Source organism: Embleya sp. NPDC055664 (assembly GCF_053618075.1).
This window is the reverse complement of the sequence record NZ_JBSHGZ010000020.1, coordinates 98,758-125,071: the sequence shown is the minus strand read 5'-3', so window position 1 is coordinate 125,071 and position 26,314 is coordinate 98,758. Positions and strand designations below refer to the sequence as shown.

Sequence of the window (26,314 nt, the reverse complement as noted above, 5' to 3'; positions counted from 1 at the left end):
ACGTGCCGATGCCGCTCCTGATCGTCCTCGTCGTCGTCGGGCCGATCGTGATCGGGATCGCCTTGGTCGCGCTGCTCGGTGCCACGCTCGGCCGCCGGGCACGGGAGGGGCGGCGCACCGGCCGCTACACCTCCCGACCCGGCAACTCGTCGAGCAACTGGTGACCCGACCCCGCCACCGAACGGGCCCGGGAGTCCCAAAAGACTCCCGGGCGCCCGACCGACTCGCGGGCGCCCGAACGCCTCCGAACCGGCGATCGGCTCCCGGGCCCGCGATCAACTTCGCCCCCCGGCCGATCTGTGGGCCGCGGCTCGGTTCAGGCCCGCTGCCTCGGTCGTGACCGCGACGACTACATGACGTTGTCCGGCCACGCGGATCGGCGCCGGCGAGTGGAACTCCGCGCGCCCGCATGCTCGGGCGTCGGGCGCTACACGGGGGCGACCAGCGACAGGGCCTCGTTGAGGTTGTGTTCGGCGATTCCCTGCATGAAGCTTCGGTTGGGGAAGTCGCCGTCGAGGAGGCGTAGGGGGCCCGCCGTCAGGGACAGGCGTTGGGCGAGCATGTAGAGGGCGAGGCGGGCCCCGTCGAGGTTGTCCGCCGCCACCCGGCGGTAGTCGTCGTGGAGGCGAATGCGCAGGAACACGTGCTCCCATGCGACGTCGAAGTACATCAGGTCCTCGATGTCGATCAGCACCGGATTGCCGTCCCGGTCCACCAGGACGTGGTCCAAGCCCAGTTCGCCGTGGATCACCGAGTATTCGGCGCGCGGCCGTATCGCCGAAGCGAGTTCGTGCAGCCTCTCCTCCAGGCGGTCACGGGCTGCGGCGATCCGCGCGTCGCGCCCGGCCGCCTCGGCGAGGTGGCGCAACGCGGCGTCCAGCACGACGCCCTCGCAGGAAGTGCCCCGCGCCGTACCGCCCCCGTCGATCAGCGCCACCTTGCCGTACGTCGGCGCCCGATACGCCCGCATCGCCGCCAACCCTTCCACCAGACGAGCCATCGTCGGCTCCACCGCCCGCGGGTCGCGCTCGAATCGGGTCATCAGGTCCTCGCCGGGGAAGTCCTCCACGATGGCGAGATCGGCCGGGTAGTACGCCCGGTCGCGGTCGACCAGATACACCTCCGGCACCCGCAGCCCGAGCGTGTCCAGCCGGGCGTGCGCCGCCTCGAACAGGTCGAGCCCGACACCCGGCGAGAACGGATCGGTCACGTCGTCGTCGCCCTCGTGCGCCGGCCAGTAGTTCTCCGAGTCCTCCCACAGATAGGCGATCACCGACGTCGCGTCGTCCATCGTCAGCCGGTACACCCCCTTCCGGGTGCCGCCCGTCAGCCGCTCGACCCCCGCCAACCGCCGCCCGCCGCCCAGCGCGGCCCGTACCGCTCCCGCCAGTTGATCCCGCGTCACATTTCTCGGCGCCACGTCCGCGACCCGCCTTTCCGGTTCGACAACCGGGGCACCCTACGCGAGCCGTCACCCGCGGGCGATCGGTTTTCCCCGCGCCGCGAACACCGGCGCCAGCGCCGCATCCAGCCGGCCGAGCCACTCCCGGGCGGTGCCGCGCACGCCGGGCAGATCCGCGAGCAGGGCGGACCAGTCCGACTCGTCGACCGGAACCGCGTCCGGGTCGAAGCCGTGCTCGGGCACGCTCCGGATGAAACCGCTGCCGACCCGACGCAGCAACGCCGAGGTGAGCCGGGTGCGTTCGTCCTCGGCCAGCAGCACCGCGTCGTAGAGGTCCTTGCTCCGAGGTCGGCCGCCCTCGCCGCCGTCGACATGCAGCCACACCAGCTTCCAGGCCAGGGACAACTCCCGGCTCGCGGTACGCACCACCGGCGCCGGCCCGCCGTCGGCGCGCGGTATCCGGGTCCACACCGGCGGTTGGTGCAGCTTCTCGTCGAAGGCGAAGTCGAGCCGCGCCTCCCCCGGCGGCAGTCCCTCCGCCTCCCAGGGGATCAGGATGCGCATCCCGCCCGCGCCCTGCCCGTCGTACGCGTAGTCCCAACCACCGTCCCGACGTGTGCCGTTCGCGTCCAGGGTCAGGCCCGGCGCCGCCTCCGGCCGCTTTCCGATCCATTGCGTCAGGTCCTCGTAGGCGGGGATCGACCCCACCGGATCCGGGTCCGTGTCCCAGTGGAGCCCCTCGGGCGGCACGAGCACCCGCACGCCGCGTGTCTCGAACTCCCGCTCCCCGTCGGCCCAGATCTCGTATCCGGCCGCCCCGCCGGCCGCCTCCGGCCACTGCTGCACGGCCGCGACGGTGTCGAGGTAGGGGTATGGCGCCGACGGATCGATATAGACGGTCGGCGCAGGCAGCACCACGAAGTCCAGGTCCGCCGGCTCCCGCGCCCGCTCACCCATCCAGGCGGCCATGGCCATGCTCCCGCGAAGCATCACACAGTCACTCCACGGCGCGGCCGCCACGAGCCCCAACAGGTGGTCGAGCACGGCACGATGGGCCGCCTGCCGACGCGCCGACGTGTCACCGTCCGGGTCCACGCCGTATGCCATCCACTCCTCCTCGACCTCCGCGCACCCGCCCCGGCCGGCGACTGTACCGATCGAAGCCGACACGGACCCCGGCCCCGACGACCGACGACCGTCAGCGACCGTCGCGGAGGTACGTGAGCACCGCCTGGACGCGGCGATGGCCGGCGTCGGACGCGGGCAGGCCGAGTTTGCCGAAGATGTTGCCGACGTGTTTGTGTACCGCGTTGGCGGTGATGAACAGGATCTCGGCGATCTCGCCGTTGCCCAGACCGCGGGCCATCAGCGCGAGCACTTCGTGCTCTCGGGGGCTGAGCGGGTCCAGGGGGCTGCCGGCGGCGGCCGTCATCAGTTGCGACAACACCTCGGGATCCATCACCGTCTCGCCGGCCACGACCCGCCGCAGGCTGTCCACGAATTCGCTCATCCGACCCACGCGGTCCTTGAGCAGGTAGCCGACGCCGCCCGCACCGTCGGACAACAAATCCCGGGCGTAGACGTGCTCGACGTACTGCGACAGGACCAGGATCGGCAGACCCGGGCGGATGCGCCGCAGTTCCAGCGCGGCGCGAAGTCCCTCGTCGCGAAAGGTCGGTGGCAACCGGACATCGGTGACGACCAGGTCCGGGTCATGCGTTTGCACCGCGGCGATCAGGCCGGGGCCGTCGGTGACCACCGCAGCGACGCCGATGTCCCGTGTGGACAGGATGAGTTCGAGGCCCGCCGACAGCAGCGCGTTGTCCTCGGCGATCACGACGCGCACGGCAACTCCACGGTGACGACGGTGGGTCCGCCGACCGGACTGGTGATCGCCACCCGGCCGTCCAGCGCGGCCACGCGGCGCCGGATGCCGACGATGCCGGTGCCGTTGCGCTCGTCCGCGCCGCCGACACCGTCGTCCGCGACCTCGACCACCAGGGTGCCGTCGCGGCGGGTCAGGCCGACGCGGGCGCGGCGGGCCCGGCTGTACTTGGTGGTGTTGGCGAGCGTTTCGGCCACGACGAAGTAGGCGGCGGCCTCGATCGCGGCGGGCAGTCGGCCGAGTTCGCCCAGCCGGACATCGGTGGTGACCCCGCTCCGGGCGGCGACCGCGTCCACCGCGCCCGCGAGGCCGCGGTCGGCCAGGATCGGCGGGTAGATGGCGTGGACGACGTCGCGCAGTTCCGTCAACACCTCCTCCGCCCCCTCCAGGGCCTCGCGCAACAGGTCGGCGACGACCGGGTGTTGGGCACCGAGAAGGTCCCGGGCGACACCGAGGCGCATGGCCACCGCGACGAGACCGGCCTGGGCCCCGTCGTGCAGGTCGCGTTCGATGCGGCGCAACTCCGCGCCGTGGGCGTCGAGTACGTCCGCCCGGCTCGGGACCGCCTTCACCGTCCGCGCGGCGACGACCGGCTCCCGGTTCGGGGTGCGAAGGCACCCCAGGTCACGCCACACCTCACACCACAGCGATTTCGCTCGATCCCGCACACTCGCCACTTTCTCGGCCCCGTTCCGGACGCACACCACGCACACCACGCGCGGCGACCTCGAGGGCCGCGCACACTACGGCGACCCTATGAACGGGTGCGGCACCCGGGCGTCCTTCCGGGGGACGAGTACCGGAGTACCGGATCCGCAGTACCCGGTCCGGGGTGTATGGGCCACATGCAGGCCGCGACGGGGCCGTCAACGTCCGCTTCACCCTCGTCGACCATAACCACAGCTTCTGACATCGATCGGATCCATCTGTTGGATTTCTGATCGGCGAGTGAGCAGGATGGAACTACGAAAGGCCGCGACACCACGAGGAAAGGAACACAAACCATGTCCGAGTACGAGAAGGCCATGCGTCCCGAGGACATCACCCGCCTGTTCGTGGAACGGTCCAACGCCGGCGATGCCGCCGGGGTCGCCGAGCTCTACGCGGAGGACGCCGTACTGGCCTACCCGCCGGGCAGCACGACCGTGGGCCGGGAGGCCATCCGCGAGCTGTGGGCCAAGGTGCTGGCCGACCGTCCCCACTTCGAGCCCGAGGAACCGCTGCCGACGCTGATCAACGGCGACATCGCGCTCACCTCGACCCCGCCGAAGGACGGCTCCGGTGCCCGGGCCCAGGTGGTCCGGCGCCGGCCCGACGGAAGCTGGCTGCGGGTGATCGACCAGCCCGAATTCGCCCCGCCCACCCGCTGAACCCCCGACGGCCGCCCCGACCCGGGCGGCCGTCGGCATGCGCGGCTCGGCCGACGCCGGGTCGGTCGACGCCGGGTCGGTCGGCCGGTGGCGCAGCTCCGGGACCGGGTGTATGTCCTGCCTCACCCGACGGCGGGTGAGCCGACCCTGCACGGCGAACTCGTCGCGCTGCCGGACGAGCCGGCGTGTCGGGGGCTCGACCTGTTCGCCGCCGAGCCGGGGTCGGCGTCCGAGCGGGCGTTGCGCGAGCTGGGCGGCCTCGCGGCGCACGAGGCGGGAGTCTGCCGGCCCGGCCGTGACACCCGTCGAACCCGGTTTGCCATCGGGTCCCACCCGCACCGATGAGTTTTGCGGGCGGCCGTCGTCTACCTCCATGACATCGACACCGCATCGACCGCAGCACTCTGGAGCACATCATGAGGAAGATCACCGCCGGCCTGTTCATCTCGCTCGACGGGGTCGTGGAGGCGCCCGACCAGTGGCACTTCCCCTACTTCGACGACGAGATGGGCGCGGCCGTCGGCGCGCTGCTCGAAACGTCCGACACCCTCCTGCTGGGTCGCAAGACGTACGACAGCTTCGCCGGCGCCTGGCCCGAGCGGGAGACGGCCGGTGGCGACGACGCCGCCTTCGGGAAGGCGATCGGCGACGCGCGCAAGATCGTGGTGTCGCGCAGCGAGCTGACCTTCACCTGGCGCAACTCCGAGCAGTTGCGCGGTGATGTCGTCAGCGCCGTCACCGCGCTCAAGGACGAGCCGGGCGCGGACATCTCGATCAGCGGCTCGGTCTCGATCGTGCGCCTGTTGTTGGACGCCGGGCTGCTGGACGAGTTGCACCTGTTCGTGCACCCGATCGCGGTGCGCACCGGCATGCGGCTGTTCACCGAGGGCGAGGGGTCGATCCCGCTGCGGCTGATCTCGTCGAAGGCGTTCGGGTCCGGCGTGCTCCACCTGGTGTACGGCCCGGCAGCGGCGGCCGGCGACGCCTCGTACGACGATGCCAAGGTGCACCTGTCCCAGGCCGGTCGGTAGACCGGTCGCGGGTGTCCCCGGCATGCACAGCATCGTGTTCGGCCGTCGCTCGTTCAACGGGGTATGAGCAACCACGCCTCGCCGCCCGACGGTTCCCGCCCCGCCACGGACCCGCAGATCTCCCCCGAACAACGCGCGGCCCTGGAGCGGATCACCGCGGCCGGCGGTCGGGCCGGCGCCTGGCTGTGCGGTCTGGGCCGGCCGGGCGGCCCCGCCTGGGCCCTCGCCGGCGCCATCGAACACACGCTCGCCGAGTTGCGTCCGTACGGGCCGACCGAGGTGGACCCCCGCCCCGGTCTGGCCCGGCCCGGCGTCGACCGGGACCTGCTGCCGTACCTGGACCCGTACGCCAGTCCGGCCGGACCGGTGATCGGCGCGGTGCCCCTGACCCCCGCCGAGACGGTCGCGGTGCTCACCACGACCGGCTGCGCCCGCATCGCACCGCTGACCATGTCCCGCCCGGACTGGGCCGACCAACTCCACGCCCTGGCCGACACGATCGACAACGCCCTCCAACATGCCACGCGGATCGAGCCGAACGCCGACGCGCACCCCGACCCGACGACGTAGCCGTCACACGCCGACTCGGTCATCCGCGTCGCCCACCTGCGCCGCCCGCCTCGTCACCACAAATAGCCCCACCGCCCCGAGCCGCTCGCCCCGAGCGACCCGGGGCCTCACACCTCGAACGTGCCGAAGTCGGAGGCGTTTCCCGCCACCGCCGGCCCCAGATCCGCCGGCGCGGGGGCCAACAGCACGGCAACGGCCTCCCGAGCGGAGCCCACTTCGTCGAACACGTCCCCGGTGCCCCGCTCACGAATGCGGATACGACCCGTCAGGCCGGTCGATCTCGTGTCGCAACCGCCTCGATGCCCACGACCTCGACACCCTCTGCCACTGCGCCTCGACCACCTCCGCGGACTCACGCGCACGCACTGCGGCCGGATCGGAGGGATTCGAGTTCATCGCGACAGTCTGACGCCGCCCCACCTCCCTGTGAAGCCCCGCATACCCTCACACAACGCCCAATCCACGCTCGGCACCCGAATCGGGCCCTCGCCCGGCCGGGATGTGCGCCCATGTCCACCGCGATGCCGGTCGGTCGGGCCGATGTGGGTTTGGGCTGGTCGGGGGGCATCCGGGTCAGCATTCTTGGGAGGCGCGGGAATTACAGAGCGAGGGGCGGGCCGTGGGCGGTCGATCCGTGGGTTTGGCTAACTTGGCGGTCCGGGTGGGGGATTCGGATGTGTCCCCCGTTGCGTCCGGGCGTTTGTGGTGTGCGGGGATCGCGGCGGGCGCGGCGTCGTTGGGGGTGGTCGTGGCGGATGTGTACGCGTATCTCGTCTATCGGGACTGGCGGGCCGGCCTGGCGTCGCGCGTGCACACATCGGTCGAGCCGGAGGCGCTGTCGACCGGTGCGCGGATGGTGCCGCGCGGGAACGGCGCCACCGACGCGGCCGCCTCGGCGGTCTTCGTCACGAGCGTGACGATGATCGCCCTGGTCGTGTGGTGGACCGCGCTGGTCTGCCGGAACCGCTCGGCCTGGTACGGCCCTTCGCGCGGCTTCGGCGTCCTGTGCCGCTCGGGGCACCGGCGGACGGGCAACGCCGGACGCGCCGGGATCGGCCCTGCCCCGGTGCTGGTGTCGGCCGTGGGGATACTCGTGTTCACCACGCTCACCCGCCTGTTGGGCCTGGTCGGCAAGGACTGGAGCGGGCCACTCGACGGGCAGATCCGGTCGGAGATGGGTTTCCTGCACTCGCGGATGATGCTCGCCCTCGCCCACGCGGCGGGCGCGCTGCTGATGGCGGTCGTGGTGACGGCGACGACGCGACGACACCTCCGCCTGCCGAGCCGCCGACCGGATCCCGAGCCCGGCCCCGTTTCCGACCCCATCCCGCACCCTGTTTCCAACCCCGACCCATCGGCGCCTCGGGGCGAGTGACGCGTGCCCGGCCGATCCCGCCTACCGGTCGGCCGCGGGGGCCTGCCGGCGGATCATGTCCAGGAGCGCGGTGTGGGTTTCCCGGTCGGCCGCGGCGATCAGACCGGCCGCCCCGGTGTACGGCGGTCGGCCGTACAGGTCCGTCACCACGCAGCCGGCGGCCTCACACAACGCGATGCCGGCGGTGAAGTGCACGCTGTCGCGCAGGTCGCCGTCGGTGACATAGGCGGCCCGGCGGCCGGCGGCCACCCACGCGACGGCCAGAGTGGTGGACACCACGCGCGGCCGGAAACCCGCGACGAAGTCCGGGTCGGCGAGGAGCCGGACCGCGCGGAACGACGGCGCGTTGGGGAACGGCGGATCCAGGTTCACATCCACCAGCCGCGATCCGGACGACGGCACCAAGTCCCGGTCCTCGCCGCCGAGTCGGCGGTACGCCCCGGAACCGTCGGTCCAGAACACCTCGTCGGCGAACGGATCCGCCACGGCCGCCGCGACGGTCTCGGCGCCCACCCGCAGGGCCACGTTCACCGCGACCAACATGTTGCCCACGGCGTAGTTCAACGTGCCGCACAACGGATCGACCAGCCAACGGCGTTCCGCGCCGGCCGTGCCGGTGGGGCCGCTCTCCTCGCCGGTGACCGCGTCGTCGGGCCGCGCGTCGCGGAGGGCGTCCAGGATGGCCTGCTCCGCGTCCAGATCGGCGGCCGTGGCGAAGTCTCCGGCGCCCTTGTCGAACCGCTCCGGCGACGTCCCGTACATCCCGCGCACCACGGCCGAACCCGCCCGCGCCGCCCGTACGGCCAGCCCCGCATCCGTCTCCATCTTCAAGATCGCCATATGGGGAGCCTACGCGCCGCTCTCGACGAGCCCGCGCGCGGCGAGCACGTCGAGCACCCGACCCCGACAAGGGGGGTCCTGGCCCTCCGAGGTCGAGGGCGCTAGGCTCCTGCCGATGACTACTGACTCCGTAAACGGATTGGGGGTCCCCACCGCGCAAGGTGAGTGCTGATGCTCACCGCGATCGCGAATCGGGATTCCCGCCTCACCCTCTGGCTGCGCGTGCGCGAGTTCGCCGTGCCGCCCTCCATGATCGAGACCGCGACCACGCGCCGGCTGGCCGGTGACTGGCAGGCCGCCTGCGCCGCCGCAGGTGTCGACGTCGACATCGATCTCCGCTTCGAAGCCCGCACGCGTGGCGGGGAGTTCGCTGCCAGGATCCGAGACGACCTGCGTGGTCTGGCACCGGATCTGCTGCGCTGGCACATGCCGAGGATCGCTCCCGACGGGCTGCTGCGCCCGGGTCTGACCGTGTCCCTGGCGCGGTACGACGTCGGGGAGCACGGCGGCACGCGCCCGGTGCACCTGGTGGCCCGCACCCCACCCGCGTGGGCGGACGCCGGTCAGCGCATCGCCCTCGCCCTGTGGGACGGATCGCACCGCGACGCCGCCGGCTTCCGTCACCATCCGCACCGCCATCCCCATCGACGGTTCCGCCTGGACCTGCACCGACATCTCTGGGACGCCCGCCGCAGCGACGAGCTGTGGATCCGTTCCGGGGCCGATCGGCCGCCCTGCGACGGGAGTTCGGGCCCGGATCCGGCTTGGCCGGGACCGATCCCGGCCGAGTGCGCCGTCGACCGATGGGCCGCCGAGGCCGCGATCCTGCTCCGGGCCGCGGGGCGACCCACCGGCACCGGCGCGGTCGCGGTGCGCTGCGGGGGCCGTCGCCGGCTGGTCCTGCACGTGGTCGCGGACGACGACGGTCCCGGGCCGTCGACGGTACGGCTCGCAGCCGTCGAACCGCGACCCGCCGGCGGCGACATCACCGGGCTGCCGGTCCTGCCCGACGCGGCCACCTGGATACCGCCCGACCTGGAACTGCTGCGCGCCGGCCTGATCGAGCCCGATCGGCTGCACCCGCTGGTCGCCGCGGCATTGATACGGGGTCATGTCCCGGGCACGGCACCCGTCCTCGCGGACCACGCCTCGGGACGACCCGACATCGTGGAATGCCGGGGCTCGCGCCATCGGATCGGCCTGGTCGACGGCGTACTGGCGCCGCTCGACCACGATCCGGCCGAAATCCGTCGCGAGGAACTGCTGCACGCGCTGACCGGCACCCCGCTGCCCTGCCTCCAGGCCATCGACGCGGCACACCGCCGCCCGGACTGCATCGCGGGCGTCCGCGAACGTCTGGACCACGGCGACATCGCCGGCGCGCTCGCCGTCGTCGAAAGCCTGCTCGGTCCCGACGCACTGCCGCGCGGCGGCCTCCTCCGCGACGAACTGGAAGACGCCGCCGAACGGTTGATCACTCACGGGTTGTTCCGAGCCGGCCTGGGCGGACCGGCGCCCGACCGCATCCCGCTCCCGAACCGTCCACGTCCCCCGCACACCCGCCGCGCCCATCCGCGGAACATGAACCCGCACTGACGCGAACCCGTCGACCACCCCGGGCACTTCGAGCCGACGCACGCACGTGTGCGCCGTCGAGCGCGCCGCCGCACGCACTTCGCGGCGCGCTGCGGGTGCACTTCAGTGTGTGTACCTTCGCGCGCCCGACGCCCCCCACCGAACCCAAAAGGTGATCAACCATGCGTACACCCGCCCCACTCACCACCACCGCCCCCCGCAACACGCCCCAACTCGACGTGGCCGCCGAGTTGTTGGCCCTCCTGCGGGACACCGCCACCGAGCCCCGTCCCGACACCCAACTGGAGGCCCTGACCCTGGCCGTGGCCGCCGACCTGCCCGTACTGCTGTGGGGTGAACCCGGGATCGGCAAGACCGCCGCGCTCACCCGACTCGCCGACACCCTGGATCTGCCGCTCACCACCGTGATCGCCAGCGTGCACGAACCCTCGGACTTCTCCGGCCTGCCCATCGTCGGCGACGATCCGGCGACCAACGGTGTGCCGATGGCCCCGCCGGAGTGGGCCGTTCGTCTCGTACGCGCCGGACGCGGACTGCTGTTCCTGGACGAGTTGTCCACCGCGCCGCCGGCCGTACAGGCCGCCCTGCTCCGACTCGTCCTCGAACGCCGGGTCGGCGCCCTGCAACTGCCGCCCGGCATCCGGATCGTGGCCGCCGCCAACCCACGCGGGTCGGCCGCCGACGGCTGGGAGCTGAGCCCGCCGATGGCAAACCGCTTCGTACACCTTCAATGGGTACACGACCACGACGTCGTGGTGCGCGGCCTCGGCGGCACCTGGCCGCATGCCACCCTGCCCGTCCTGGATCCGACCCGACTCGCCGAGGCCGTGGCCTTCGCCCGCCGGGCGGTCTGCGGCCTGCTCGCTACCCGCCCCAAGCTCGTCCACCTCCTTCCCACCACGGAAACCCGTCGCGGTGGCGCCTGGCCGTCGCCGCGCAGCTGGGACATGACGGTGTCGCTGATCGCCTTCGCCACCGCGGCCGGATCCTCCCGCGACGTGTTGTCCCTGCTGGTCAGGGGCACCGTCGGGGACGGCCCGGGACTCGAACTGCTGGCCGCCCTGGACCGGATGGACCTCCCGGACCCCGAGGACCTGCTCGCCGACCCGACCCGCGCGATCCTGCCCGAGCGCGGGGACCTGCGTCAGGCCGTACTCGACGGCGTGGTCGAGGCGGTCCGCAACCGCCCGGACAAGCCCCGCTGGGACGCGGCCTGGGCGATCCTGGTCCGCGCGCTCGACACCGGCGCCCCGGACCTGGTGGTCGTCCCCGCCACCGCCCTCGCCTCGCTGCGCGACCAGGATTGGGAGGTGCCGGCATCGATCGAGCGGCTGGCCGGAGCGGTGTCGCTGTCCCGGCGCGCGGACCGGGCGGCGGCCCGGTCCGCGGTGACCGCACGGGCCGGCCGATGATCACCGACGCGTCGGGAGCGCTCGACCTGGACAAGCTCTACGCCGCCCGCCTGTACGCCGCCCGCGCCCGCCCATACCTGGCCACCGCCCTGTACGCGCTGCACGTGGTCGAGTCGCGGACGGTGTCGACGATGGCCGTCGACCGACACTGGCGGTGCTACGTCTCGCCGGTGTTCGTGGCCCGAACACCCGAGGAGGAACTGGCCTCCGTATGGGTGCACGAGGTGTCGCATCTGCTTCGCGACCACCACGGGCGCAGCGACCGGGTGGCGCACGAGCGCGGGTTGACCGGCCGCGGTGACCGGCTGCGGATGAACCTCGCCGCCGACTGCGAGATCAACGACGACGCGTTCGACGACGGACTGCCCCGGCCCGAAGGCGCCGTGCTGCCGGGCTTGTTCGGGCTGTCCGAGGGCGAGTTGATGGAGACCTACCTGCGCGAGATCGTGATGGGACTGGTCACGCAGGACCTGGCATGGCTGGACTGTGGCAGCGGCGCCGACGGGTTGGATCGGGAGTGGGATCTGGGGCCGGACGGCGCGCACGGCCTGAGCGAGCACGAACGGGACGCGGTCCGGTTCCGGGTGGCGCAGGGCATCAGGGGTCGGCCCGGGCATGCCTCGAAGTCGTGGCGGCGGTGGGCCGAAGAGGTATTCCATCCGCCGCAGCCGTGGCGGCAGTTGTTGGGCGCGGCGGTGCGCTCGGCGGTGGCCGGTGCCGGCGGTGCGGACGACTACACATACGGTCGGCCGGCCCGCCGTTCGGCCGGCGTGCCCGGCGTCGTGTTGCCGAGCCTGCGCCGCAAGCCGCCTCGGGTGGCCGTGGTGGTCGATACGTCCGCGTCGGTGAGCGACGCCGAACTGGGCAGCGCCCTCCTCGAAGTGGCCGCCATCTCCCGCGCCGTGGGCGGCCGGCGCGATCTGGTCACCGTGGTCTCGTGCGACGCGGCGGCCCGGATCGTACAACCGCTGTGCGACGGCGAGGGCATCACGCTGCTCGGCGGCGGCGGTACCGACCTGCGCTCGGGCTTCGCCAAGGCCCTGCGCCGCAGCCCTCGCCCCGACGTCGTCGTGGTGTTGACGGACGGTCAGACCCCCTGGCCCAGTGCCCGCCCGTCCTGCCGCACGGTGGTGGGCCTGTTCCCCCGCATCCGCGACTATTCCGCATACGAGGACAACCCCGAGTACACTCCGGACCTGCCACCCGACTGGGCCCGCGTGGTAACGATCGGCCCAACTCCCTGAGCGCCCACGGGAGTCCATCGGCGATCGGGTGTCGGCGGCATGGTGTCGACATCGCCGTCCCCGGCGTCGCGGTGTCGGACCGGGGTGGAAACATGGGGGTTCCCGCAGTCGTGTCGACGACCCGGGAATGGTCGGCCTGCCGAGGAGGTCATCATCAGCGACGCCACCGGCCTGTGCATCGCGCCCCGCCCCGACGGCGGGTGCCGTGCACCGGCCCTCCCCGACGCCCCGGTTCCGCTGTGCGCCGAACACGTGGCCGCCACCTGCGAGTTCGCCCATGACGGCCTACCGGGCGACGACGAGGAGGAGACCCCCTCCGGCCGGCGCCCGCGCCGACAACCCACCGAGGTCACCATGCTCGGCGAGGGGCTCGTCTACTTCGTCCGCACCGATCGACGGATCAAGATCGGCTTCACCACCGACCTGCGCCGGCGACTGGCCCAGTCCGCCCCGGGCGAGGTCCTGCACACCGAACCCGGTTCGATCGCCGACGAACGCCGCCTGCACGCGGCGTTCCAGGACCTCCGCCTCCGCGGCGAATGGTTCCGCGCCGACCCTCGCCTCCTCGACCACATCGCCACCCTCAAGGCGAAGGCAACCGCGTAGATCGTGGCCGCAGGCGACCGCGTGGATCGAAGCAAAGGCAATCGCGTGGATCAGGCGTCCTGTTCGCCCAGTATCGCCGCCAGTACGTGGCGGGCGTTGGTGGTCATCGCCCGGTTGGTTTCGCGGTAGTACGGGAGGGCGATCACGGCCTGGGACAGCGTGCGGGCCCGACCCCGGGTCCAGGTCGCGTCGTCGACGTCGAGGGCGTCGCGGAAGGTCCGCCTCGCGCCGGCGGGCAGCAGGTTCCAGGCCGGGACCAGGTCGCAGGCCGGGTCGCCCACCCCCAGGCAGCCGAAGTCGATCACCGCCGTCAACCGCCCGGCGCCGTCCACCAGCAGGTTGCCCGGCATGAGGTCGGCGTGCAGCCACACCGGCTCGTTCCGCCCCGCGTCGGCCCGCAGTCCGTCCTCCCATACCGCGATCGCGGCATCGCAGTCGACGTCCTCCGCCGGGATCGCGCGCAGTTCCTCGATCGCCGACCGGGTCGAGGCGTCGAGCGCGGCGAGCGGTCCGCCCCGGTAGGCCGCCGGCGCTCCCGGCAACTCGAGCTCGCGCATCGCCGCCACGAACCCGGCCAGGTCCTCGGCCAGCCGCGCGGGTGCCCGCAGTGCCCCCGGCTCCGGGTTCTCCCCCGTCAGCCACCGGTACACCGACCACGGCCAGGGATACCCGTCGGCCGGCTCCCCCGCGCCGAGCACCTCCGGCACGGCCGTCGGCAGCAGCCCGGCGAGGCGCGGCAACCACTCCCGCTCCAGCGTGACGTCCGCGACCCCGCCGCGCACCAGCGGCAACCGCACGACCATGTCCTCGCCCAGTCGGTACATCGCGTTCACCGTGCCGCCCGACGGAAACCGCTCCACCGGCAGTCCCGCCCATCGGGGGAACTGCCCGGCGATCAACCGCCGCACGAGGTCGCCGTCGACGGGGTGCATATCGGAGTGCATCTGGCCTGTGTTCATCACCGACCATCCGACCGCCCACCCACGACACCCGTCAACCGTTTTCCCGCCCGCCGCCCCGCACCCGCGGCGCACCTCCACCCCGGACGGCCCGCTCACTCACCCCAGCGCGAGGCCGCCGCCCCCGCCTCCATCCCGGTGCGGCCCGTCCCGTCCTCGCCCCGTTCGCGGAGCAGTTCGCCGGGGAGGCTGTAGCGGGGGGCGTTCTGCGGATTCCGGCGGGCGTGGCGGACGATTTCCCCGGTCAGGGTCTCGGCCATCCGCAGCCGGGGGTGTTCGGCGTGGATCACCCGGGCCTGGGCGTCGTCGACACATTCGGTGTCCACGCCGAAATCGATGGCGATGCCCCTGCGGGTCAGGTACGCCAGCGTGCCGCGGCGCTCGGCGATCCCGGCCGAGGTGTGCAGCGCGATGGCCTCCCAGACCCGGTCGACGTCGGCGGCGGCCACGCCGCCTCCGGTCAGGAACTCCGCGGCCATGTCGGCCCCTTCGACCTCGAATCGTTGCCGGCCCTCGGCGTCGGGCGAGGTCCCGAGGTCGTGCAGCGCGCAGGCCGAGAACAGCAGGTCGGGGTCGAAGTCCGCGCCGGGCCGCAGCCCGTCGTACGCGGCCTGCAAAACGGCGAACCGGTAGCTGCGGAAACTGTGCTCCGCGGTCGGCCGCGACGTGCGAGCCCGCACGTACTCGATCGTCCGGTGGGCCAGGGGCGTGGTGGGAACGGCGGCGACTGTGTCCATGCCCCGACCGTAGTCGGCGGATCGGCGCCCGAGGCAGTGGCACGATTGCCATTGATCGATAGCATCGTGCCATGCCCGCCGTAGCCCGTACCGGCGCCGACGCCCCGGTGCCACGCCCGCCCCACCACGTCGTCGTCCTGGCCCAACCGGGAGTCCTGGCCCTGGACTTCGGCATCCCGATCCAGGCGTTCGGCGACTGGGAGGGAAGCCCGTACCGGGTCACCGTCTGTACCGAGCACCCCGGCCCCGTCCCGCTCCACGGCGGCCCGTCGCTGCTCGTCGACCGCGGTCTGGACGCCCTCGCCGACGCCGACACGATCGTCGTGCCCGGCCTGGTCCCGCCCGATCCCCCGTCGCCGCGACTGCGCACCGCCCTCGCCGAGGCCGCCGCCCGAGGCGCCCGCATGGTGTCGATCTGCACCGGCGCGTTCGTCCTGGCCGGCGCGGGACTGCTGGATGGCCGCCGCGCCACCACCCACTGGCAACGCGCCGCCGAACTGGCCCACCGATACCCGTCGGTGCGCATCGAACCGCAGGTGCTCTACGTCGACGAGGGCAACGTGCTGACCTCGGCGGGCGTGGCCGCCGGCATCGACCTGTGCCTGCACATCATCCGCGCCGACCTCGGCGCCACGATCGCCAATCAACGGGCCCGCGCCCTCGTCGCCGCCCCACATCGCGCGGGCGGCCAGGCGCAGTACATCGCCCACCCCACCCCGCCCGAACGCGGCGGCGGGCTCGACGAGTTGCGCGCCTGGGCACTGCGGCACCTGGACGAACCGCTGACCGTCGACGTGCTGGCCAGACGGGCCCGGCTGTCCCGGCGCACCCTCATCCGCCGCTTCCACGAGGAGACCGGACGGCCGCCCATGCAGTGGTTGTCCGACGCCCGCGTCGACCGGGCCCGCGAACTCCTCGAGGACTCCGACCTGTCCATGGCCGCCGTGGCCCGCCGATCCGGCCTCGGCACCCCCGCCAACCTGCGCACCCTCTTCAAACGCCGCCTCGGCGTACCCCCCAGCGCCTACCGCGCCACCTTCGACACGGCCTAGCACCGCCGGCCCGGCAGCAGCGTGGGGGTGCGTTCGATCGCGACCACGGCGGCGTCGTCCACGAGCCGGCCGCCGACGTACGCCGGCAGGTCGTGCCGGAGGTGGTCGAGCAGGCCCTCGGGGCCGAGGTCGCTCCACCCCGCGACACGTTCGGTCAGGGGATAGAACGTACCGTCGGGCGCCCGCGCCTCGATCACTCCGTCGGTGTACAACACCAGGATGTCCCGGGCGTGGAGCGTGAAGGTGTCGACCACGTAGTCGGCGGCGTCGATGCCCTGACACAGGCCCAGCGGGGGTGCGGGCCGCCGCGCGTCGAGGGTGTGCACCCGGCCGTCGCGCAGGAGCAGCGGGGGCGGGTGTCCGAAGGTGGTCAGCGCGCCCACGCCGTCGTGCTCGCGCAGATCCGCGACGATGCCGGTGATGAAACGCTCGTCCGCGTCCGTGTCGGTCGGGGACAACTCGGCCAGGTAGCGGCAGATGCTCTCCTCCAGCGCGGCGGCCAGCTCGGGCAGCGCGGCGAACCGGTGGGCGCCCTCACGGAACGCGCCGAGCAGTTGCGCGGCGTCGCCGATGGCGGCAAGGCCCTTGCCGCGGACGTCGCCGATGATCAGGCGGATCCCGACGTCGGTGCGGGCGAGCGCGTACAGGTCACCGCCGATCTGCGCCTCGTCGTCGGCGGCCAGATAGAACGACGCGATCCGCAACGAGCCGACCCGACGCGGCAGCGGCCGAAGCAGGACCCGCTGTGCGGCCTCGGCGACCGAACGGAGCCGGACCACCTCGCGTCGGCGCTGTTCGCGGCGCAGACACAGGTACCACACCAGTACGGAGATCATGGCGACGGCGATGACCTGCATGAGGTGGTTTCGGGTGACCAGGCCCCCGCGCAGCGTGGCGATGAGCATTTGGGCGCCGACGGCGACGGCCCCGATCCCGGCGGTCAGCCGCGGCCCGGCGAACGAGGCGGCCAGCGCGGGCGCCACGACCAGGAGCGGGCCGAGGTGCACGTCGGGTGAGGAGATCAGGTCCACGACCGTGATCACCACGATCAGTACGACGGTGAGTACCGGCAGTGCATGGGCCGTTTGCCATGGATGCCGGAACTCCGCGAGACGCCGTCGGAGTACCACGTGTCCGAGTGTGCCCCTCCCGCGACAGCCTCGCGCGACCGAGCCCCGCCGCGCCGGGATCGGCGGCACATCGCGTGACGATCGATCACCGTCGGGCAGGCAGGGTCGCCGGACGGTCGGATTACGGCATTCGTGGCATGCCGTGCTCCGGTACGGCGCGTTTGCCTTCGAGTCGGTCGTCCCCCGTGTTGGACTCGGCGGCGTGGCGAGGCGGTGGGCGCGCGGACATACGCGCGCACGGCGTCGGTCGCGATCGGCATCGGCGGCAGTCGTGGACAGGAGCGGTGATGGCACGCGGCACGCACATCGAGGATCAGGAGCACGGCCGGCGCTGTCCGCTGGGCGCGGCGTCGGCGCACGCGTGCGGCGGCCCGACCGACGAGCGCGGCGTGCCGATGCTGGGCCGCTCGCCGGCCGTCGGCGACGAGGACGGTCCGCCCGGGTGCGGGGTACATCTGGGCGAGGCGCTGGTGATGCGCGATCCTGACCTGTGGATCGGCGTACTCTTCGACGCGCCCACCGACCGGGCCGCCGACTTCGACGGTGACGCCGGGGCGGTCGCGGAGTTCGCCGAACATCTCGCCCTCGACGTGGCCGACCAGCGGGTCGACGAACTCGACGACCACGACGGCTTCGTCGCCCGCCCGGTGACCGCGGACGAACTCGCCAGGGCGGTCGAGTACGCCCTCGGCGCCATCGGTGTCGCGTAGTCGTCGCTCCGTAGTCGCGCAGTATTCGCGTCGGCGTCGCTCCGTAGTGGCGCGGTAGTCGCGCAGTCACCGAAACCCGCACGGTAACCGACCCGCCACACCCCGTCGGAGCAACGAGCGGACGCGACCCCGCCCCACCGCCCCGGACCCGCGCAAGCCCCACCCACCGCCGTCACCGGCCCCTCCCGGGCCCTTTCGTGTCGACTGGCGATGCTCCGGACCAACCGCGAAGCTGGAAATCGGACCGGCACTCGCCATTCGGGTGCCGTCCGGTGCGACCGCCGAGCCGCGCACCAGTCACCGCCCGGTTCCGGTCGCGCAAGACCACCGCGGCATTCCAGACCCGGCCGGCCGTCTCCCGTTCGGCCCGGATCCGAAACAGCCCACCCGTCCGTGCGCCGGTTCGTTGCCGGGCGCGCCCGGATGGCCGAAGGACTTCCGATGGCAGGTTCCCGCTTCATACTCCGGCAGCCCGAATCCCCCGCCCGGCCCGCAACCCGGTCCGCCTCCGGGGAAGCACCCTCCGCCGTCGTGACGCCGACCCCGACGATCGGCGTCGAGGAGGAATTCCTGCTCGTCGACGCCCGCACCGGCGCGCCCGCCCCACGCGCCGAACTCGTCCTGGCCAAGGTCGCCGACGCGGACACCACACGTCTGGAAGCCACCCGCTACCAGGTGGAGTCGGCCAGTCCCGTCGCACATACCGCAGACGAACTACGCGCCCACCTCGTGCGATCGCGGCGCGACTGCACGGAGGCGGCGGCCGTGTTCGACTGTCGCCTCGTCGCCGGCGCCACCCCCGTCATCGCACCTGCTCCCGGACCGCTGCTCATCGACGCCCCGAGGCGGCACGACCAGTCGGCCCGATACGGCGACCTGACCGACACGTTCGTCAACTGCGGCTGCCACATCCACGTCGGCACCCTCGACCCGGAGACCGCCGTACAGGTGACCTGCCGGCTCCGCCCCTGGCTGCCCACCCTGATCGCGCTCGGCGCCAACTCGCCGTTCCGCGACGAACACGACACCGGGCACGCCAGTTGGCGCAGCATTGTCAACACCATGTGGCCCTGCTCCGGCATTCCGCCCCGACTGACCTCGGTAAGCGCCTATGAGCACGCCGTCGCCGGCCTGATCGCCACCGGTGCCATCAAGGATCGCAAGATGATCTATTGGGACGCACGCCCGTCGGCGTCCTGGCCGACGGTGGAGGTCCGGGCGCCGGACGTGGCGACCACGGTCGACGAGGCGGTGCTGCTCGCCGTCCTGGTGCGCGCGTTGGTCGCCGACGCGCTGACCGCGATCCGCGCGGGCGAACCCGCTCCGGACATCCCGGCGGAGGTGCTGGTCGCGGCCCGCTGGCGCGCGGCCCGCGACGGCCTCGAAGGCATGGCCGTACATCCGGAGAGCGGGGAACTCGTCCCGGCGAACACGATGGTCGACGCGCTGATCGAGCGGGTACGCGACCACCTGGACGCGGCGGGCGACCTCCCCCACGTCGCCCGAACCCTCGCCGGCCTGCGCCGCGACGGTTGCGGGGCACGGCGCCAACGCCTGGTCTTCGAACGCCGACACCGATACACCGACGTGGTCCGCTACCTCGCGGACGCCACCGAGCAACAGGGCGAGTAGCCCCCGAGGCCCCCGTCGGCGGCCCGCGCACACGCATGCGGCGCCCACTCTCCTCCGCCCAGCCATGAATCCGTGAACCCTGACATCTCCGGGAGTTCGTCATGTCGTCGATGCCCACAACCATGCCCGCCGCCGAACGTTTCCGGGCTCTGGGACCGCATCACCTGGACGAGATCGCGGACCGCTACGGTCTGTCCGACGACATCCGCGAGACCATCCGCGCGGTCGCGTGCGTACTGCCGTTCCGGGTCAACGAGTACGTCCTGTCCAACCTCGTCGACTGGGACGACATCCCCGACGATCCGATCTTCCGGCTGGTCTTCCCGCAACGCGGCATGCTCGACCCGGCCGACGAACGCCGACTGGCCGAACTGGCCCGCGCGCCGGGGGACAGGGCCGAACTGCGCTCCCTGGTACGGCACATCCGCGACGGCCTCAATCCGCATCCGTCCGGACAGCGGCAACTCAACGTGCCGCGCGTGGGCGAGGCCGAGGTGCGGGGGTTGCAGCACAAGTACCGGCAGACGGTGCTCCACTTCCCCGGGCAGGGCCAGACCTGCCACGCCTACTGCACGTACTGCTTCCGCTGGGCGCAGTTCGTCGGCGACCCCGACCTGCGCTTCGCGGCGCCGACTCCCGACGGGCTCCTGGCCTACCTGGCGGTGCATCCGGAGGTCGAGGACGTCCTGGTCACCGGGGGCGATCCGTTGGTGATGTCCACCGAACGGCTGCGCGCACACCTGGAACCGATCCTGGGCGTCGAGACGGTGCGCACCATCCGCATCGGCACCAAGTCGCCCGCCTACTGGCCGCATCGGTTCGTCACCGACCACGACGCCGACGACCTGCTGCGCCTGTTCGAGGAGGTCGTCGCCTCCGGGCGCAACATCGCCGTGATGGCGCACTTCAGCCATCCCCGCGAGTTGGAGACCGAGCTCGCCCGCCGGGCCCTCGCGCGCATTCGCGGTACCGGCGCGCTCGTGTACTGCCAGGCTCCGCTGATCGCGCACGTCAACGACGACGCTGCGGTGTGGGCTCGGCTGTGGCGGGCCGAACTGGCCTGCGGGGCGGTCCCGTACTACATGTTCGTCGAGCGCGACACCGGCCCGCACGAGTACTTCGCGGTACCGCTGGCCCGGGCCGCGGAGATCTTCCGCGGCGCCTATCGCACGCTGCCCGGCCTGGCCCGCACGGTCCGCGGGCCGGTGATGTCGGCGACGCCGGGCAAGGTGCTCGTCGACGGCGTCGAGGACGACGGCAACGGCCGCTACTTCCGGTTGCGGATGCTCCAGGCACGGGAACCGGCCCTGGTCGCCCGCCCGTTCCGGGCACGCTACGACGCCGGCGCCACCTGGCTGGACGACCTTGTACTCGCCCCGGACACCCCCGCCGACATCGCGGCGGCGGTGGGCACATCCGGCCGCAGCGACATGAGCGGCACAAGCGCCCCGGGCTCCCCGCAGGGGCTCGCCGGCCGGGCGCGGCGGCGGAGCAGGTACGACCTTCGGCCGGCGGAGGCGATGCGGCGATGACCACCTGGTGCACCTCGCCCAATCTGGCGCTCAACGAGGTCGTGGATCGCCGCCGGGCCGCGGGGGTGCCGATCGTGCACCTCGGGTTCGGCGAGTCCCGGCTGCCCGTCTTCGCCCCGCTCCTCGACCGGTTGCGGACCGGGGCGCCGACCAACGCGTACGGCCCGGTGGCCGGTGATCTCGCGGTCCGCGCCGCGGTGGCGGGATACTTCGCCCGACGCCGGCTGCCCACCGATCCGGAACAGGTCGTACTGGCACCGGGCAGCAAACCGCTGCTGATGGCGATCCAACATGTCGTCCCGGGCGACGTGTTGTTGCCCCGGCCGTGTTGGAACTCCTACGCGCCACAGGTCCGATTGGCCGGCAAGACGCCGATCGGGGTGCCGATTCCCCGCGACTACGGAGGAGTTCCCGATCCGGACGTTTTGCGGGCGCGGATCCGCGCCGCCCGGGCCGACGGGCTCGACCCGCGCATCGTGGTGTTCACCCTGCCGGACAATCCGACCGGGACGCTCGCACCGCCGGACGTGGTGCGCCGGCTCTGCACGATCGCCGAGGCGGAGGACCTGTTGGTCGTCTCGGACGAGATCTACCGCGACGTCGTGCACGATCCGAAGGCCACCGAACTGCTCGGTCCGGCGGAGGTGGTCCCGGAACGCACCGTGGTGACCACGGGGTTGTCCAAGAGCCTGGCGCTGGGCGGTTGGCGGATCGGCGCGGCGCGTTTCCCGGCGGGTGTGCGAGGTGCCGGTATCCGGGCCGAAGTGGTCGCGGTGGCCAGCGAGTTGTGGTCGACCCTGGCCCGCCCCATGCAGGAGGTCGCGCGGTACGTGTACGAGGAGCCTCCGGAGATCCGCGAGCGCCTGGCCGCGAGTGCCCGGCTGCACGGAGCCGTGGCCCGGGCGGTGTACATGCTCGCGGTCGCGGCGGGCGCCGAGTGTCGGCCGCCGACGGGCGCGTTCTACGTCTACCCGGACTTCGAGCCGCTGCGCGGTCCGCTCGGCGCGCTCGGCGTCACCGACTCGGCGTCCCTACAGCGCCGACTGCTGCACGAGTGCGGCATCGCGGTGTTGGCCGGCCACCTCCTGGGCGACGACCCGGACGCGCTGCGGTTCAAGGCCGCCACCAGCATGCTGTACGGCGACACGATCGCCGAGCAGGAGGCCGCGCTGGCGGATCCCGCCCCCACCGAACTGCCCCATGTCCGCGCCGGACTCGCCGCCATCGAGGCGGGTTTCGGCGCACTCGGCGGCTGAACACTCGGCGGCCGAGCCCGCTCCCCCGGGTCAGTCCGCCGGCCGCCCGTCGGTCAGCCGGTCGCCCAGCGTGCTCCGGTGGTAGAGCACCCGGCGGCCGGCGCGGCTGCGGGTCACCAGGCCCGTGGCGTGCAGGACGCGCAGGTGTTGGGACACCGCACTCGGCGTGACGTCCAGCCGATCGGCGATCTCGACGCCGGCCATCGGCTCGGCCAGGAGGACGAGCAGTTCGGCCTTGGCGGCGCCGACGAGGGAGACCAGGGCGCCGGCGTCGGGGACGGGCTCCCGGATCCACAAGGTGGCCACGCCGCGACTGGGATACATCAGCATCGGCGGCTCCTTCGCACTGAGCGGCGGCGCGGGTTTGTGCGCGAACACCGAAGGTACGAGGAGCAGTCCTCGACCGGCCGCCGCCACGTGGTGCCGGCCGATCATCTTGTCGATGTACAACACGCCGTTGTCCCAGCGCAGGTTCGGGTGCATGTCGGCGAACAACGACCGTGCGCCGCCCAGGGCCAGTTGCCGGGCGCGGTAGGTCATGTCGGCTTCGAGCAGGAGCCGCATCCGCGGCCACGTCGGCCGGATGGCGATCTCCCAGTAGCGCCGCAGCAGTTCGCAGATGCGATCGCGCAGCGCGGCAACCGCTCGGTCGTCCCCGGCCACCTCGCGCAGCGGGGCGGGGACCGGGTCCGGGGCGTGTGTGTCGATCAGGTCGCGGCGGACCAGGTCCGGGGAGGTGCTCCGGACGGCGGCCAGTTCCTCGGCGAAACTCGGCGCGAAGGCGGCGGGTCGCGGGGTCAGGTAGTCGGGGAGGGTGCGCCGGACCGCGACCAGGGACAGCAGCAGGTCGGTGTCGAGCCCGTCCAGTCGATCGACCACCGACCTGCGCCACGGCAGCAACAACGCGGACAATCCCGGCTCACGCAACACCCGCAGGCTGCATACGGTTTCGTGCAGCGGGGAGAGGGCGAACCGCGTGTCGGCCAGGTCCTCGACGCCGAGTTCGTAGCTGATCATCAAGCTCCACGCTACATCCATTGGCGCCGGCGCGGCGGTGCCGTGGACTACCGGGCATGACAGACACGGGCAACGATGCCTCGAACGGGCCCCGGAGCGGAGTCCGCCTCCCGCCGGAGCCCGCTGCTCCCGCGCGGCCCGACGGGCCGGGAATGCCCCGTCGGCTGGTCCTGATCCTGGCGCTGACCTGCGCGGTCGGCGTGGGCAACATCTACTTCCCGCAGGCGATCGTCCCGCTGATCGCCGCCGGCCTGCACGAATCGCCCGATGCCGGCGCCCTGGTGGTGACCGCGACGCAGATCGGCTACACGCTCGGGATCTTCCTGCTCGTACCGCTCGGCGACCGCCTCCCGAACCGCGCGTTCCTGGTCACCCTGCTCTCCGTCACCGCCGCCGGACTACTGCTGGCGGGCTGCGCGCCCGGACTGAGTGTGCTCGTCGCCGCCGGGGTCGTGATCGGCGCCACCACCGTGGCCGCGCAGATCGTCGGCCCGCTGGCGGCCGGACTGGTCGCCGCCGAACATCGCGCCACGATGATGGGCACCCTGCTCAGCGGCTCGATCGGCGGCATGCTGCTCGCCCGCACGTTCAGCGGCGCACTCGGCGAGGGGCTGGGCTGGCGCACCCCGTACCTGGTGGCGGCGGCCGTGGTCGCGCTGCTCGCCGCCGCGCTCGCCCGGGCCCTGCCCGAGACCGAACCCACCTCGCGCCAGGCGTACCCCGCACTGCTCGCCGAGCCGCTGCGGCTGCTTCGGGCCGAGCCGGAACTGCGCCGCTCCTGCCTGTACCAGGCGACCGTCTTCGCCGGGTTCTCCGCCGTGTGGACCTGCCTGACGCTCCTGCTCACCGGTCCCGCCTACCACCTGGGCGCCCAAGCGGTGGGGCTGCTCGCCCTGGTCGGCGCGGCGACCATGGTCTGCACCCCACTCGCCGGGCGCCTGGTGGATCGGCGCGGGTCGGATCCGGTCACCCTGATCTGCCTGCTCGGCGTGCTCGTCTCCGCCGCCGTCCTGGTCCCGGGCGGCCGGGGCGGCGCCTGGGGTCTGGCCGCCCTGGTCGCCGGCACGCTGCTGCTCGACGTGGCGATGCAGTGCGGGATGGTCGCCAACCAGGCCCGGGTGTTCGCGCTGCGCCCCGACGCCCGGAGCCGACTCAACACGGCCTACATGACGTGCGCCTACCTCGGCGGCAGCGCCGGTTCCTGGCTCGGCGTCCGGGTGTACGGCCGGGCCGGCTGGCGGGCGGTGTGTGCCCTGGTGGCGCTCCTCGCCGCCGTCGCACTGGCCCGCCACTGCGTGGCGCTGTACCGCCGTCGCCCGGCCGCGGCCGACCGCCGGTCGCTCACCAGGTGACCGGCAACTCGGCGACCCCGTACACCGCCGACGAGGCCCGCAGCCGCACCCGCTCCGGCGGTACGGCGCAGCTCAGGGTGGGAAATCGGCGCAGCAGCGCGGGGATGGCGATGCCCAGTTGCATGCGGGCGAGTTGGGCGCCCAGACAGTGGTGGGTGCCGTGTCCGAAGGCGAGGTGTGGGGTGGGCCGGCGGTCGGGGTCGAAGCGGTCCGGTCGGTCGTGCACGGCCTCGTCCCGGTTCGCGGATGCCAGCGAGACCACGACGTGGTCGCCGGCGGCGATCGTATGGTCCCCGATCACCACGTCCGTCAGGGCCGTTCGGGGCAGGCCGTAGGGAATGACGCTGAGATATCGCAGCAGTTCCTCCATCGCGTCCGCGATGGAGGTCGGGTCCTCGGTGTCGCGCAGTCGGTCGGCCGCCTCGGGTTCGTGCAGGAGCAGGAAGGTGCCCAGGCCCAGCATCGCGGCCACGGTTTCGTGTCCGGCCTCCAGCAAGTGGTTGGCCAGGCCGATGAGTTCGGCGTCGGTGAGGGTGTCGGCGTGGTCCCGGACGAGGCTGCCGAGCAGTCCGTCGCCCGGCCGCTTGCGCTCCCGGGCGACGAGGTCGGCCATGTACGCGTGCGCCTCGGCCGCCGCCGCGGCCACCTGCTCGGTGGGGCGGGCGAAGTCGAGCAGGGTGGTGGTGCGACGTTGGAACCCCTCCCGGTCGGCGTAGGGCACGCCGAGCAATGCGCAGATCGCCAGGGACGGGACGGGGAGCGTGAAGTGGGCGACGAGGTCCACCGGAGGTCGCATACGTTCCAGGGCGTCCAGGGCGTCGGACACGGTGCGTTCGAGGTCCGCGCGCATCCCGCGTATTCGGCTCGGGGTGAACGCGTCGACGAGCAGTCGGCGGACCCGGGTGTGTTCGGGCGGGTCGAGGCGCAGCAGGTTTCCCACCCGTCGGGCCTCGAGGTCCGGGCCGGCCGGACGCAGCAGGTCGGGCGTGCGGGCGGTACCGAACCGACGGTCGACCAGGACGCGGCGCACGTCCCGGTCCCGGCTGACCAACCACAGTGCGCTGCCGTCGGGTAACGACACTTTGCGCAGCGGCTCTTCGGCACGCAGTCGGTGGAAGGCGTCGGGTGGGTCGAAGGGGCGTCCCTCGGGGCGGACGCTGGGCAGGGGGATTGCACTGGTCCCGGACACGGGGCACCTCGCAGGCGATCGTCGGACGGTGACGGTGACTTGGTGCGTACCCTCGCCGGGGCGCGTAGCGACCGGGTCGGGGACGGTCTGCTCGGGGCACCGGGCGAGGGCGTCCCGATGTTTCCCCGACTCGGGACCGGCTACGCGCCGAGTCGGGGCGACGTGGGGTGGGTTCAGTGGGAGCCGGACGCGAGCACCCGGTCCCGATCGGGCGCCAGAGTGGGGTAGTCGATGTAGCCTTCCTCCTCGCCCGTGTACATCAGGTACGCGTCGCGAATCGGGTTGAGTGGGGCGCCGGTGCGGCGGCGGTCGACCAGGGGCGGGTGGATGGCCTCGGTGTCACCCTCGGCCAGGCGTACGAACGCGGCGGCGCCCTGGACCCGAACGCGGCCGCGCACATCGCCCGAACGACACCCT

General features: G+C 72.7%; 27 protein-coding genes. 16 read left to right on the top strand and 11 right to left on the bottom strand.

Annotated features, from left to right (window positions below; genetic code table 11):
* Positions 1 to 8: 8 nt before the first annotated feature.
* Positions 9 to 164, top strand: a complete 156-nt coding sequence (locus tag ACWGR4_RS28430; RefSeq protein WP_452130873.1) for a hypothetical protein — start codon at positions 9 to 11, stop codon at positions 162 to 164.
* A 263-nt stretch (positions 165 to 427) separates the two neighbouring features.
* Here the strand turns inward: ACWGR4_RS28430 and ACWGR4_RS28425 are convergent, their stop codons facing one another.
* The 4 genes from ACWGR4_RS28425 to ACWGR4_RS28410 all read right to left on the bottom strand — a co-directional run bounded on the left by ACWGR4_RS28425 (position 428) and on the right by ACWGR4_RS28410 (position 3,955).
* Positions 428 to 1,405: a phosphotransferase family protein gene (locus tag ACWGR4_RS28425; RefSeq protein ID WP_452130874.1), complete on the bottom strand. Its 978-nt coding sequence runs from the start codon at positions 1,403 to 1,405 to the stop codon at positions 428 to 430.
* Between the two features lie 66 nt (positions 1,406 to 1,471).
* Entirely contained in the window at positions 1,472 to 2,509 is a 1,038-nt protein-coding gene (locus tag ACWGR4_RS28420) for a nucleotidyl transferase AbiEii/AbiGii toxin family protein (protein WP_452130875.1), read from the bottom strand.
* Positions 2,510 to 2,600: 91 nt separating this feature from the next.
* On the bottom strand, positions 2,601 to 3,248 hold the full coding sequence (locus ACWGR4_RS28415) for a response regulator transcription factor (RefSeq protein WP_452130876.1): 648 nt from the start codon (positions 3,246 to 3,248) through the stop codon (positions 2,601 to 2,603).
* Complete coding sequence (locus tag ACWGR4_RS28410; protein ID WP_452134259.1) at positions 3,236 to 3,955, bottom strand: sensor histidine kinase; 720 nt, start codon at positions 3,953 to 3,955, stop codon at positions 3,236 to 3,238. Before ACWGR4_RS28410 ends, ACWGR4_RS28415 begins: the two co-directional genes overlap by 13 nt.
* Positions 3,956 to 4,291: 336 nt before the next feature.
* Here ACWGR4_RS28410 and ACWGR4_RS28405 point away from each other — a divergent pair, with 336 nt between their 5' ends.
* From ACWGR4_RS28405 to ACWGR4_RS28385, 5 genes are all read left to right on the top strand, one after another.
* Positions 4,292 to 4,657 carry a YybH family protein gene (locus tag ACWGR4_RS28405; RefSeq protein WP_380012282.1) on the top strand — a complete coding sequence of 122 codons (366 nt, stop codon included), beginning with the start codon at positions 4,292 to 4,294 and terminating at the stop codon, positions 4,655 to 4,657.
* A gap of 87 nt (positions 4,658 to 4,744) precedes the next feature.
* The gene (locus tag ACWGR4_RS28400) at positions 4,745 to 5,002 is read left to right on the top strand and encodes a hypothetical protein (RefSeq protein ID WP_452130878.1); all 258 of its coding nucleotides are present in this window, start codon (positions 4,745 to 4,747) and stop codon (positions 5,000 to 5,002) included.
* A gap of 71 nt (positions 5,003 to 5,073) precedes the next feature.
* Positions 5,074 to 5,688, top strand: coding sequence for a dihydrofolate reductase family protein (locus ACWGR4_RS28395; protein WP_452130879.1), 615 nt, complete (start codon positions 5,074 to 5,076; stop codon positions 5,686 to 5,688).
* 63 nt (positions 5,689 to 5,751) lie between these two features.
* Positions 5,752 to 6,258, top strand: coding sequence for a hypothetical protein (locus ACWGR4_RS28390; protein WP_452130880.1), 507 nt, complete (start codon positions 5,752 to 5,754; stop codon positions 6,256 to 6,258).
* 676 nt (positions 6,259 to 6,934) lie between these two features.
* Positions 6,935 to 7,633: a hypothetical protein gene (locus ACWGR4_RS28385; RefSeq protein ID WP_452130881.1), complete on the top strand. Its 699-nt coding sequence runs from the start codon at positions 6,935 to 6,937 to the stop codon at positions 7,631 to 7,633.
* A gap of 21 nt (positions 7,634 to 7,654) precedes the next feature.
* Here the strand turns inward: ACWGR4_RS28385 and ACWGR4_RS28380 are convergent, their stop codons facing one another.
* Complete coding sequence (locus ACWGR4_RS28380; protein ID WP_380012264.1) at positions 7,655 to 8,473, bottom strand: inositol monophosphatase family protein; 819 nt, start codon at positions 8,471 to 8,473, stop codon at positions 7,655 to 7,657.
* A 171-nt stretch (positions 8,474 to 8,644) separates the two neighbouring features.
* On the opposite strand from ACWGR4_RS28380, the gene ACWGR4_RS28375 reads away from it, so the two are divergent.
* The 4 genes from ACWGR4_RS28375 (at position 8,645) to ACWGR4_RS28360 (ending at position 13,331) form a co-directional block, all read left to right on the top strand.
* Complete coding sequence (locus tag ACWGR4_RS28375; RefSeq protein ID WP_452130882.1) at positions 8,645 to 10,069, top strand: hypothetical protein; 1,425 nt, start codon at positions 8,645 to 8,647, stop codon at positions 10,067 to 10,069.
* Between the two features lie 161 nt (positions 10,070 to 10,230).
* Positions 10,231 to 11,481 carry an AAA family ATPase gene (locus ACWGR4_RS28370; RefSeq protein ID WP_452130883.1) on the top strand — a complete coding sequence of 417 codons (1,251 nt, stop codon included), beginning with the start codon at positions 10,231 to 10,233 and terminating at the stop codon, positions 11,479 to 11,481.
* A complete protein-coding gene (locus tag ACWGR4_RS28365; protein ID WP_452130884.1) occupies positions 11,478 to 12,725 on the top strand; it encodes a vWA domain-containing protein in 1,248 nt (415 codons plus the stop codon). Before ACWGR4_RS28370 ends, ACWGR4_RS28365 begins: the two co-directional genes overlap by 4 nt.
* A gap of 252 nt (positions 12,726 to 12,977) precedes the next feature.
* Positions 12,978 to 13,331: a GIY-YIG nuclease family protein gene (locus ACWGR4_RS28360; protein WP_380012252.1), complete on the top strand. Its 354-nt coding sequence runs from the start codon at positions 12,978 to 12,980 to the stop codon at positions 13,329 to 13,331.
* A gap of 50 nt (positions 13,332 to 13,381) precedes the next feature.
* Here the strand turns inward: ACWGR4_RS28360 and ACWGR4_RS28355 are convergent, their stop codons facing one another.
* Both ACWGR4_RS28355 and ACWGR4_RS28350 read right to left on the bottom strand, forming a co-directional pair.
* Positions 13,382 to 14,290 (bottom strand): aminoglycoside phosphotransferase family protein, encoded by a 909-nt coding sequence (locus ACWGR4_RS28355; protein WP_452130885.1) that lies wholly within the window; start codon positions 14,288 to 14,290, stop codon positions 13,382 to 13,384.
* A gap of 95 nt (positions 14,291 to 14,385) precedes the next feature.
* Positions 14,386 to 15,027 carry an HD domain-containing protein gene (locus tag ACWGR4_RS28350; protein ID WP_380012246.1) on the bottom strand — a complete coding sequence of 214 codons (642 nt, stop codon included), beginning with the start codon at positions 15,025 to 15,027 and terminating at the stop codon, positions 14,386 to 14,388.
* A gap of 71 nt (positions 15,028 to 15,098) precedes the next feature.
* On the opposite strand from ACWGR4_RS28350, the gene ACWGR4_RS28345 reads away from it, so the two are divergent.
* A complete protein-coding gene (locus ACWGR4_RS28345) occupies positions 15,099 to 16,079 on the top strand; it encodes a GlxA family transcriptional regulator (RefSeq protein WP_452130886.1) in 981 nt (326 codons plus the stop codon).
* Here the strand turns inward: ACWGR4_RS28345 and ACWGR4_RS28340 are convergent.
* Positions 16,076 to 17,209 (bottom strand): PP2C family protein-serine/threonine phosphatase, encoded by a 1,134-nt coding sequence (locus ACWGR4_RS28340; RefSeq protein ID WP_452130887.1) that lies wholly within the window; start codon positions 17,207 to 17,209, stop codon positions 16,076 to 16,078. The genes ACWGR4_RS28345 and ACWGR4_RS28340 overlap by 4 nt on opposite strands.
* Before the next feature lie 287 nt (positions 17,210 to 17,496).
* Between ACWGR4_RS28340 and ACWGR4_RS28335 the strand changes: the two genes are divergently transcribed.
* The 4 genes from ACWGR4_RS28335 (at position 17,497) to ACWGR4_RS28320 (ending at position 22,339) form a co-directional block, all read left to right on the top strand.
* Complete coding sequence (locus ACWGR4_RS28335; RefSeq protein ID WP_380012237.1) at positions 17,497 to 17,919, top strand: hypothetical protein; 423 nt, start codon at positions 17,497 to 17,499, stop codon at positions 17,917 to 17,919.
* A gap of 531 nt (positions 17,920 to 18,450) precedes the next feature.
* Entirely contained in the window at positions 18,451 to 19,551 is a 1,101-nt protein-coding gene (locus tag ACWGR4_RS28330; RefSeq protein ID WP_452130888.1) for a carboxylate-amine ligase, read from the top strand.
* Positions 19,552 to 19,661: 110 nt separating this feature from the next.
* A complete protein-coding gene (locus tag ACWGR4_RS28325) occupies positions 19,662 to 21,083 on the top strand; it encodes a KamA family radical SAM protein (protein WP_452130889.1) in 1,422 nt (473 codons plus the stop codon).
* Complete coding sequence (locus ACWGR4_RS28320; protein WP_452130890.1) at positions 21,080 to 22,339, top strand: pyridoxal phosphate-dependent aminotransferase; 1,260 nt, start codon at positions 21,080 to 21,082, stop codon at positions 22,337 to 22,339. The genes ACWGR4_RS28325 and ACWGR4_RS28320 overlap by 4 nt, the downstream gene beginning before the upstream one ends.
* 30 nt (positions 22,340 to 22,369) lie before the next feature.
* Here ACWGR4_RS28320 and ACWGR4_RS28315 read toward each other — a convergent pair whose 3' ends face one another.
* Positions 22,370 to 23,356 carry an ArsR family transcriptional regulator gene (locus ACWGR4_RS28315; protein ID WP_452130891.1) on the bottom strand — a complete coding sequence of 329 codons (987 nt, stop codon included), beginning with the start codon at positions 23,354 to 23,356 and terminating at the stop codon, positions 22,370 to 22,372.
* 152 nt (positions 23,357 to 23,508) lie between these two features.
* On the opposite strand from ACWGR4_RS28315, the gene ACWGR4_RS28310 reads away from it, so the two are divergent.
* Positions 23,509 to 24,708, top strand: coding sequence for an MFS transporter (locus ACWGR4_RS28310; RefSeq protein WP_452130892.1), 1,200 nt, complete (start codon positions 23,509 to 23,511; stop codon positions 24,706 to 24,708).
* Here ACWGR4_RS28310 and ACWGR4_RS28305 read toward each other — a convergent pair.
* Positions 24,698 to 25,897: a cytochrome P450 gene (locus ACWGR4_RS28305; RefSeq protein ID WP_452130893.1), complete on the bottom strand. Its 1,200-nt coding sequence runs from the start codon at positions 25,895 to 25,897 to the stop codon at positions 24,698 to 24,700. The two genes, ACWGR4_RS28310 and ACWGR4_RS28305, sit on opposite strands and share 11 nt — an antisense overlap.
* 173 nt (positions 25,898 to 26,070) lie before the next feature.
* Complete coding sequence (locus ACWGR4_RS28300; protein ID WP_452130894.1) at positions 26,071 to 26,295, bottom strand: hypothetical protein; 225 nt, start codon at positions 26,293 to 26,295, stop codon at positions 26,071 to 26,073.
* Between the last annotated feature and the right edge of the window lie 19 nt (positions 26,296 to 26,314).

Coding starts and splice junctions, on each gene's coding strand:
- ACWGR4_RS28430 (WP_452130873.1), top strand. CDS start 9: ATGCCGCTCCTGATCGTCCTCGTCGTCGTCGGGCCGATCGTGATCGGG.
- ACWGR4_RS28420 (WP_452130875.1), bottom strand. CDS start 2,509: ATGGCATACGGCGTGGACCCGGACGGTGACACGTCGGCGCGTCGGCAG.
- ACWGR4_RS28405 (WP_380012282.1), top strand. CDS start 4,292: ATGTCCGAGTACGAGAAGGCCATGCGTCCCGAGGACATCACCCGCCTG.
- ACWGR4_RS28395 (WP_452130879.1), top strand. CDS start 5,074: ATGAGGAAGATCACCGCCGGCCTGTTCATCTCGCTCGACGGGGTCGTG.
- ACWGR4_RS28390 (WP_452130880.1), top strand. CDS start 5,752: ATGAGCAACCACGCCTCGCCGCCCGACGGTTCCCGCCCCGCCACGGAC.
- ACWGR4_RS28380 (WP_380012264.1), bottom strand. CDS start 8,473: ATGGCGATCTTGAAGATGGAGACGGATGCGGGGCTGGCCGTACGGGCG.
- ACWGR4_RS28375 (WP_452130882.1), top strand. CDS start 8,645: ATGCTCACCGCGATCGCGAATCGGGATTCCCGCCTCACCCTCTGGCTG.
- ACWGR4_RS28370 (WP_452130883.1), top strand. CDS start 10,231: ATGCGTACACCCGCCCCACTCACCACCACCGCCCCCCGCAACACGCCC.
- ACWGR4_RS28365 (WP_452130884.1), top strand. CDS start 11,478: ATGATCACCGACGCGTCGGGAGCGCTCGACCTGGACAAGCTCTACGCC.
- ACWGR4_RS28355 (WP_452130885.1), bottom strand. CDS start 14,290: ATGAACACAGGCCAGATGCACTCCGATATGCACCCCGTCGACGGCGAC.
- ACWGR4_RS28350 (WP_380012246.1), bottom strand. CDS start 15,027: ATGGACACAGTCGCCGCCGTTCCCACCACGCCCCTGGCCCACCGGACG.
- ACWGR4_RS28345 (WP_452130886.1), top strand. CDS start 15,099: ATGCCCGCCGTAGCCCGTACCGGCGCCGACGCCCCGGTGCCACGCCCG.
- ACWGR4_RS28335 (WP_380012237.1), top strand. CDS start 17,497: ATGGCACGCGGCACGCACATCGAGGATCAGGAGCACGGCCGGCGCTGT.
- ACWGR4_RS28325 (WP_452130889.1), top strand. CDS start 19,662: ATGCCCACAACCATGCCCGCCGCCGAACGTTTCCGGGCTCTGGGACCG.
- ACWGR4_RS28320 (WP_452130890.1), top strand. CDS start 21,080: ATGACCACCTGGTGCACCTCGCCCAATCTGGCGCTCAACGAGGTCGTG.
- ACWGR4_RS28315 (WP_452130891.1), bottom strand. CDS start 23,356: ATGATCAGCTACGAACTCGGCGTCGAGGACCTGGCCGACACGCGGTTC.
- ACWGR4_RS28310 (WP_452130892.1), top strand. CDS start 23,509: ATGCCCCGTCGGCTGGTCCTGATCCTGGCGCTGACCTGCGCGGTCGGC.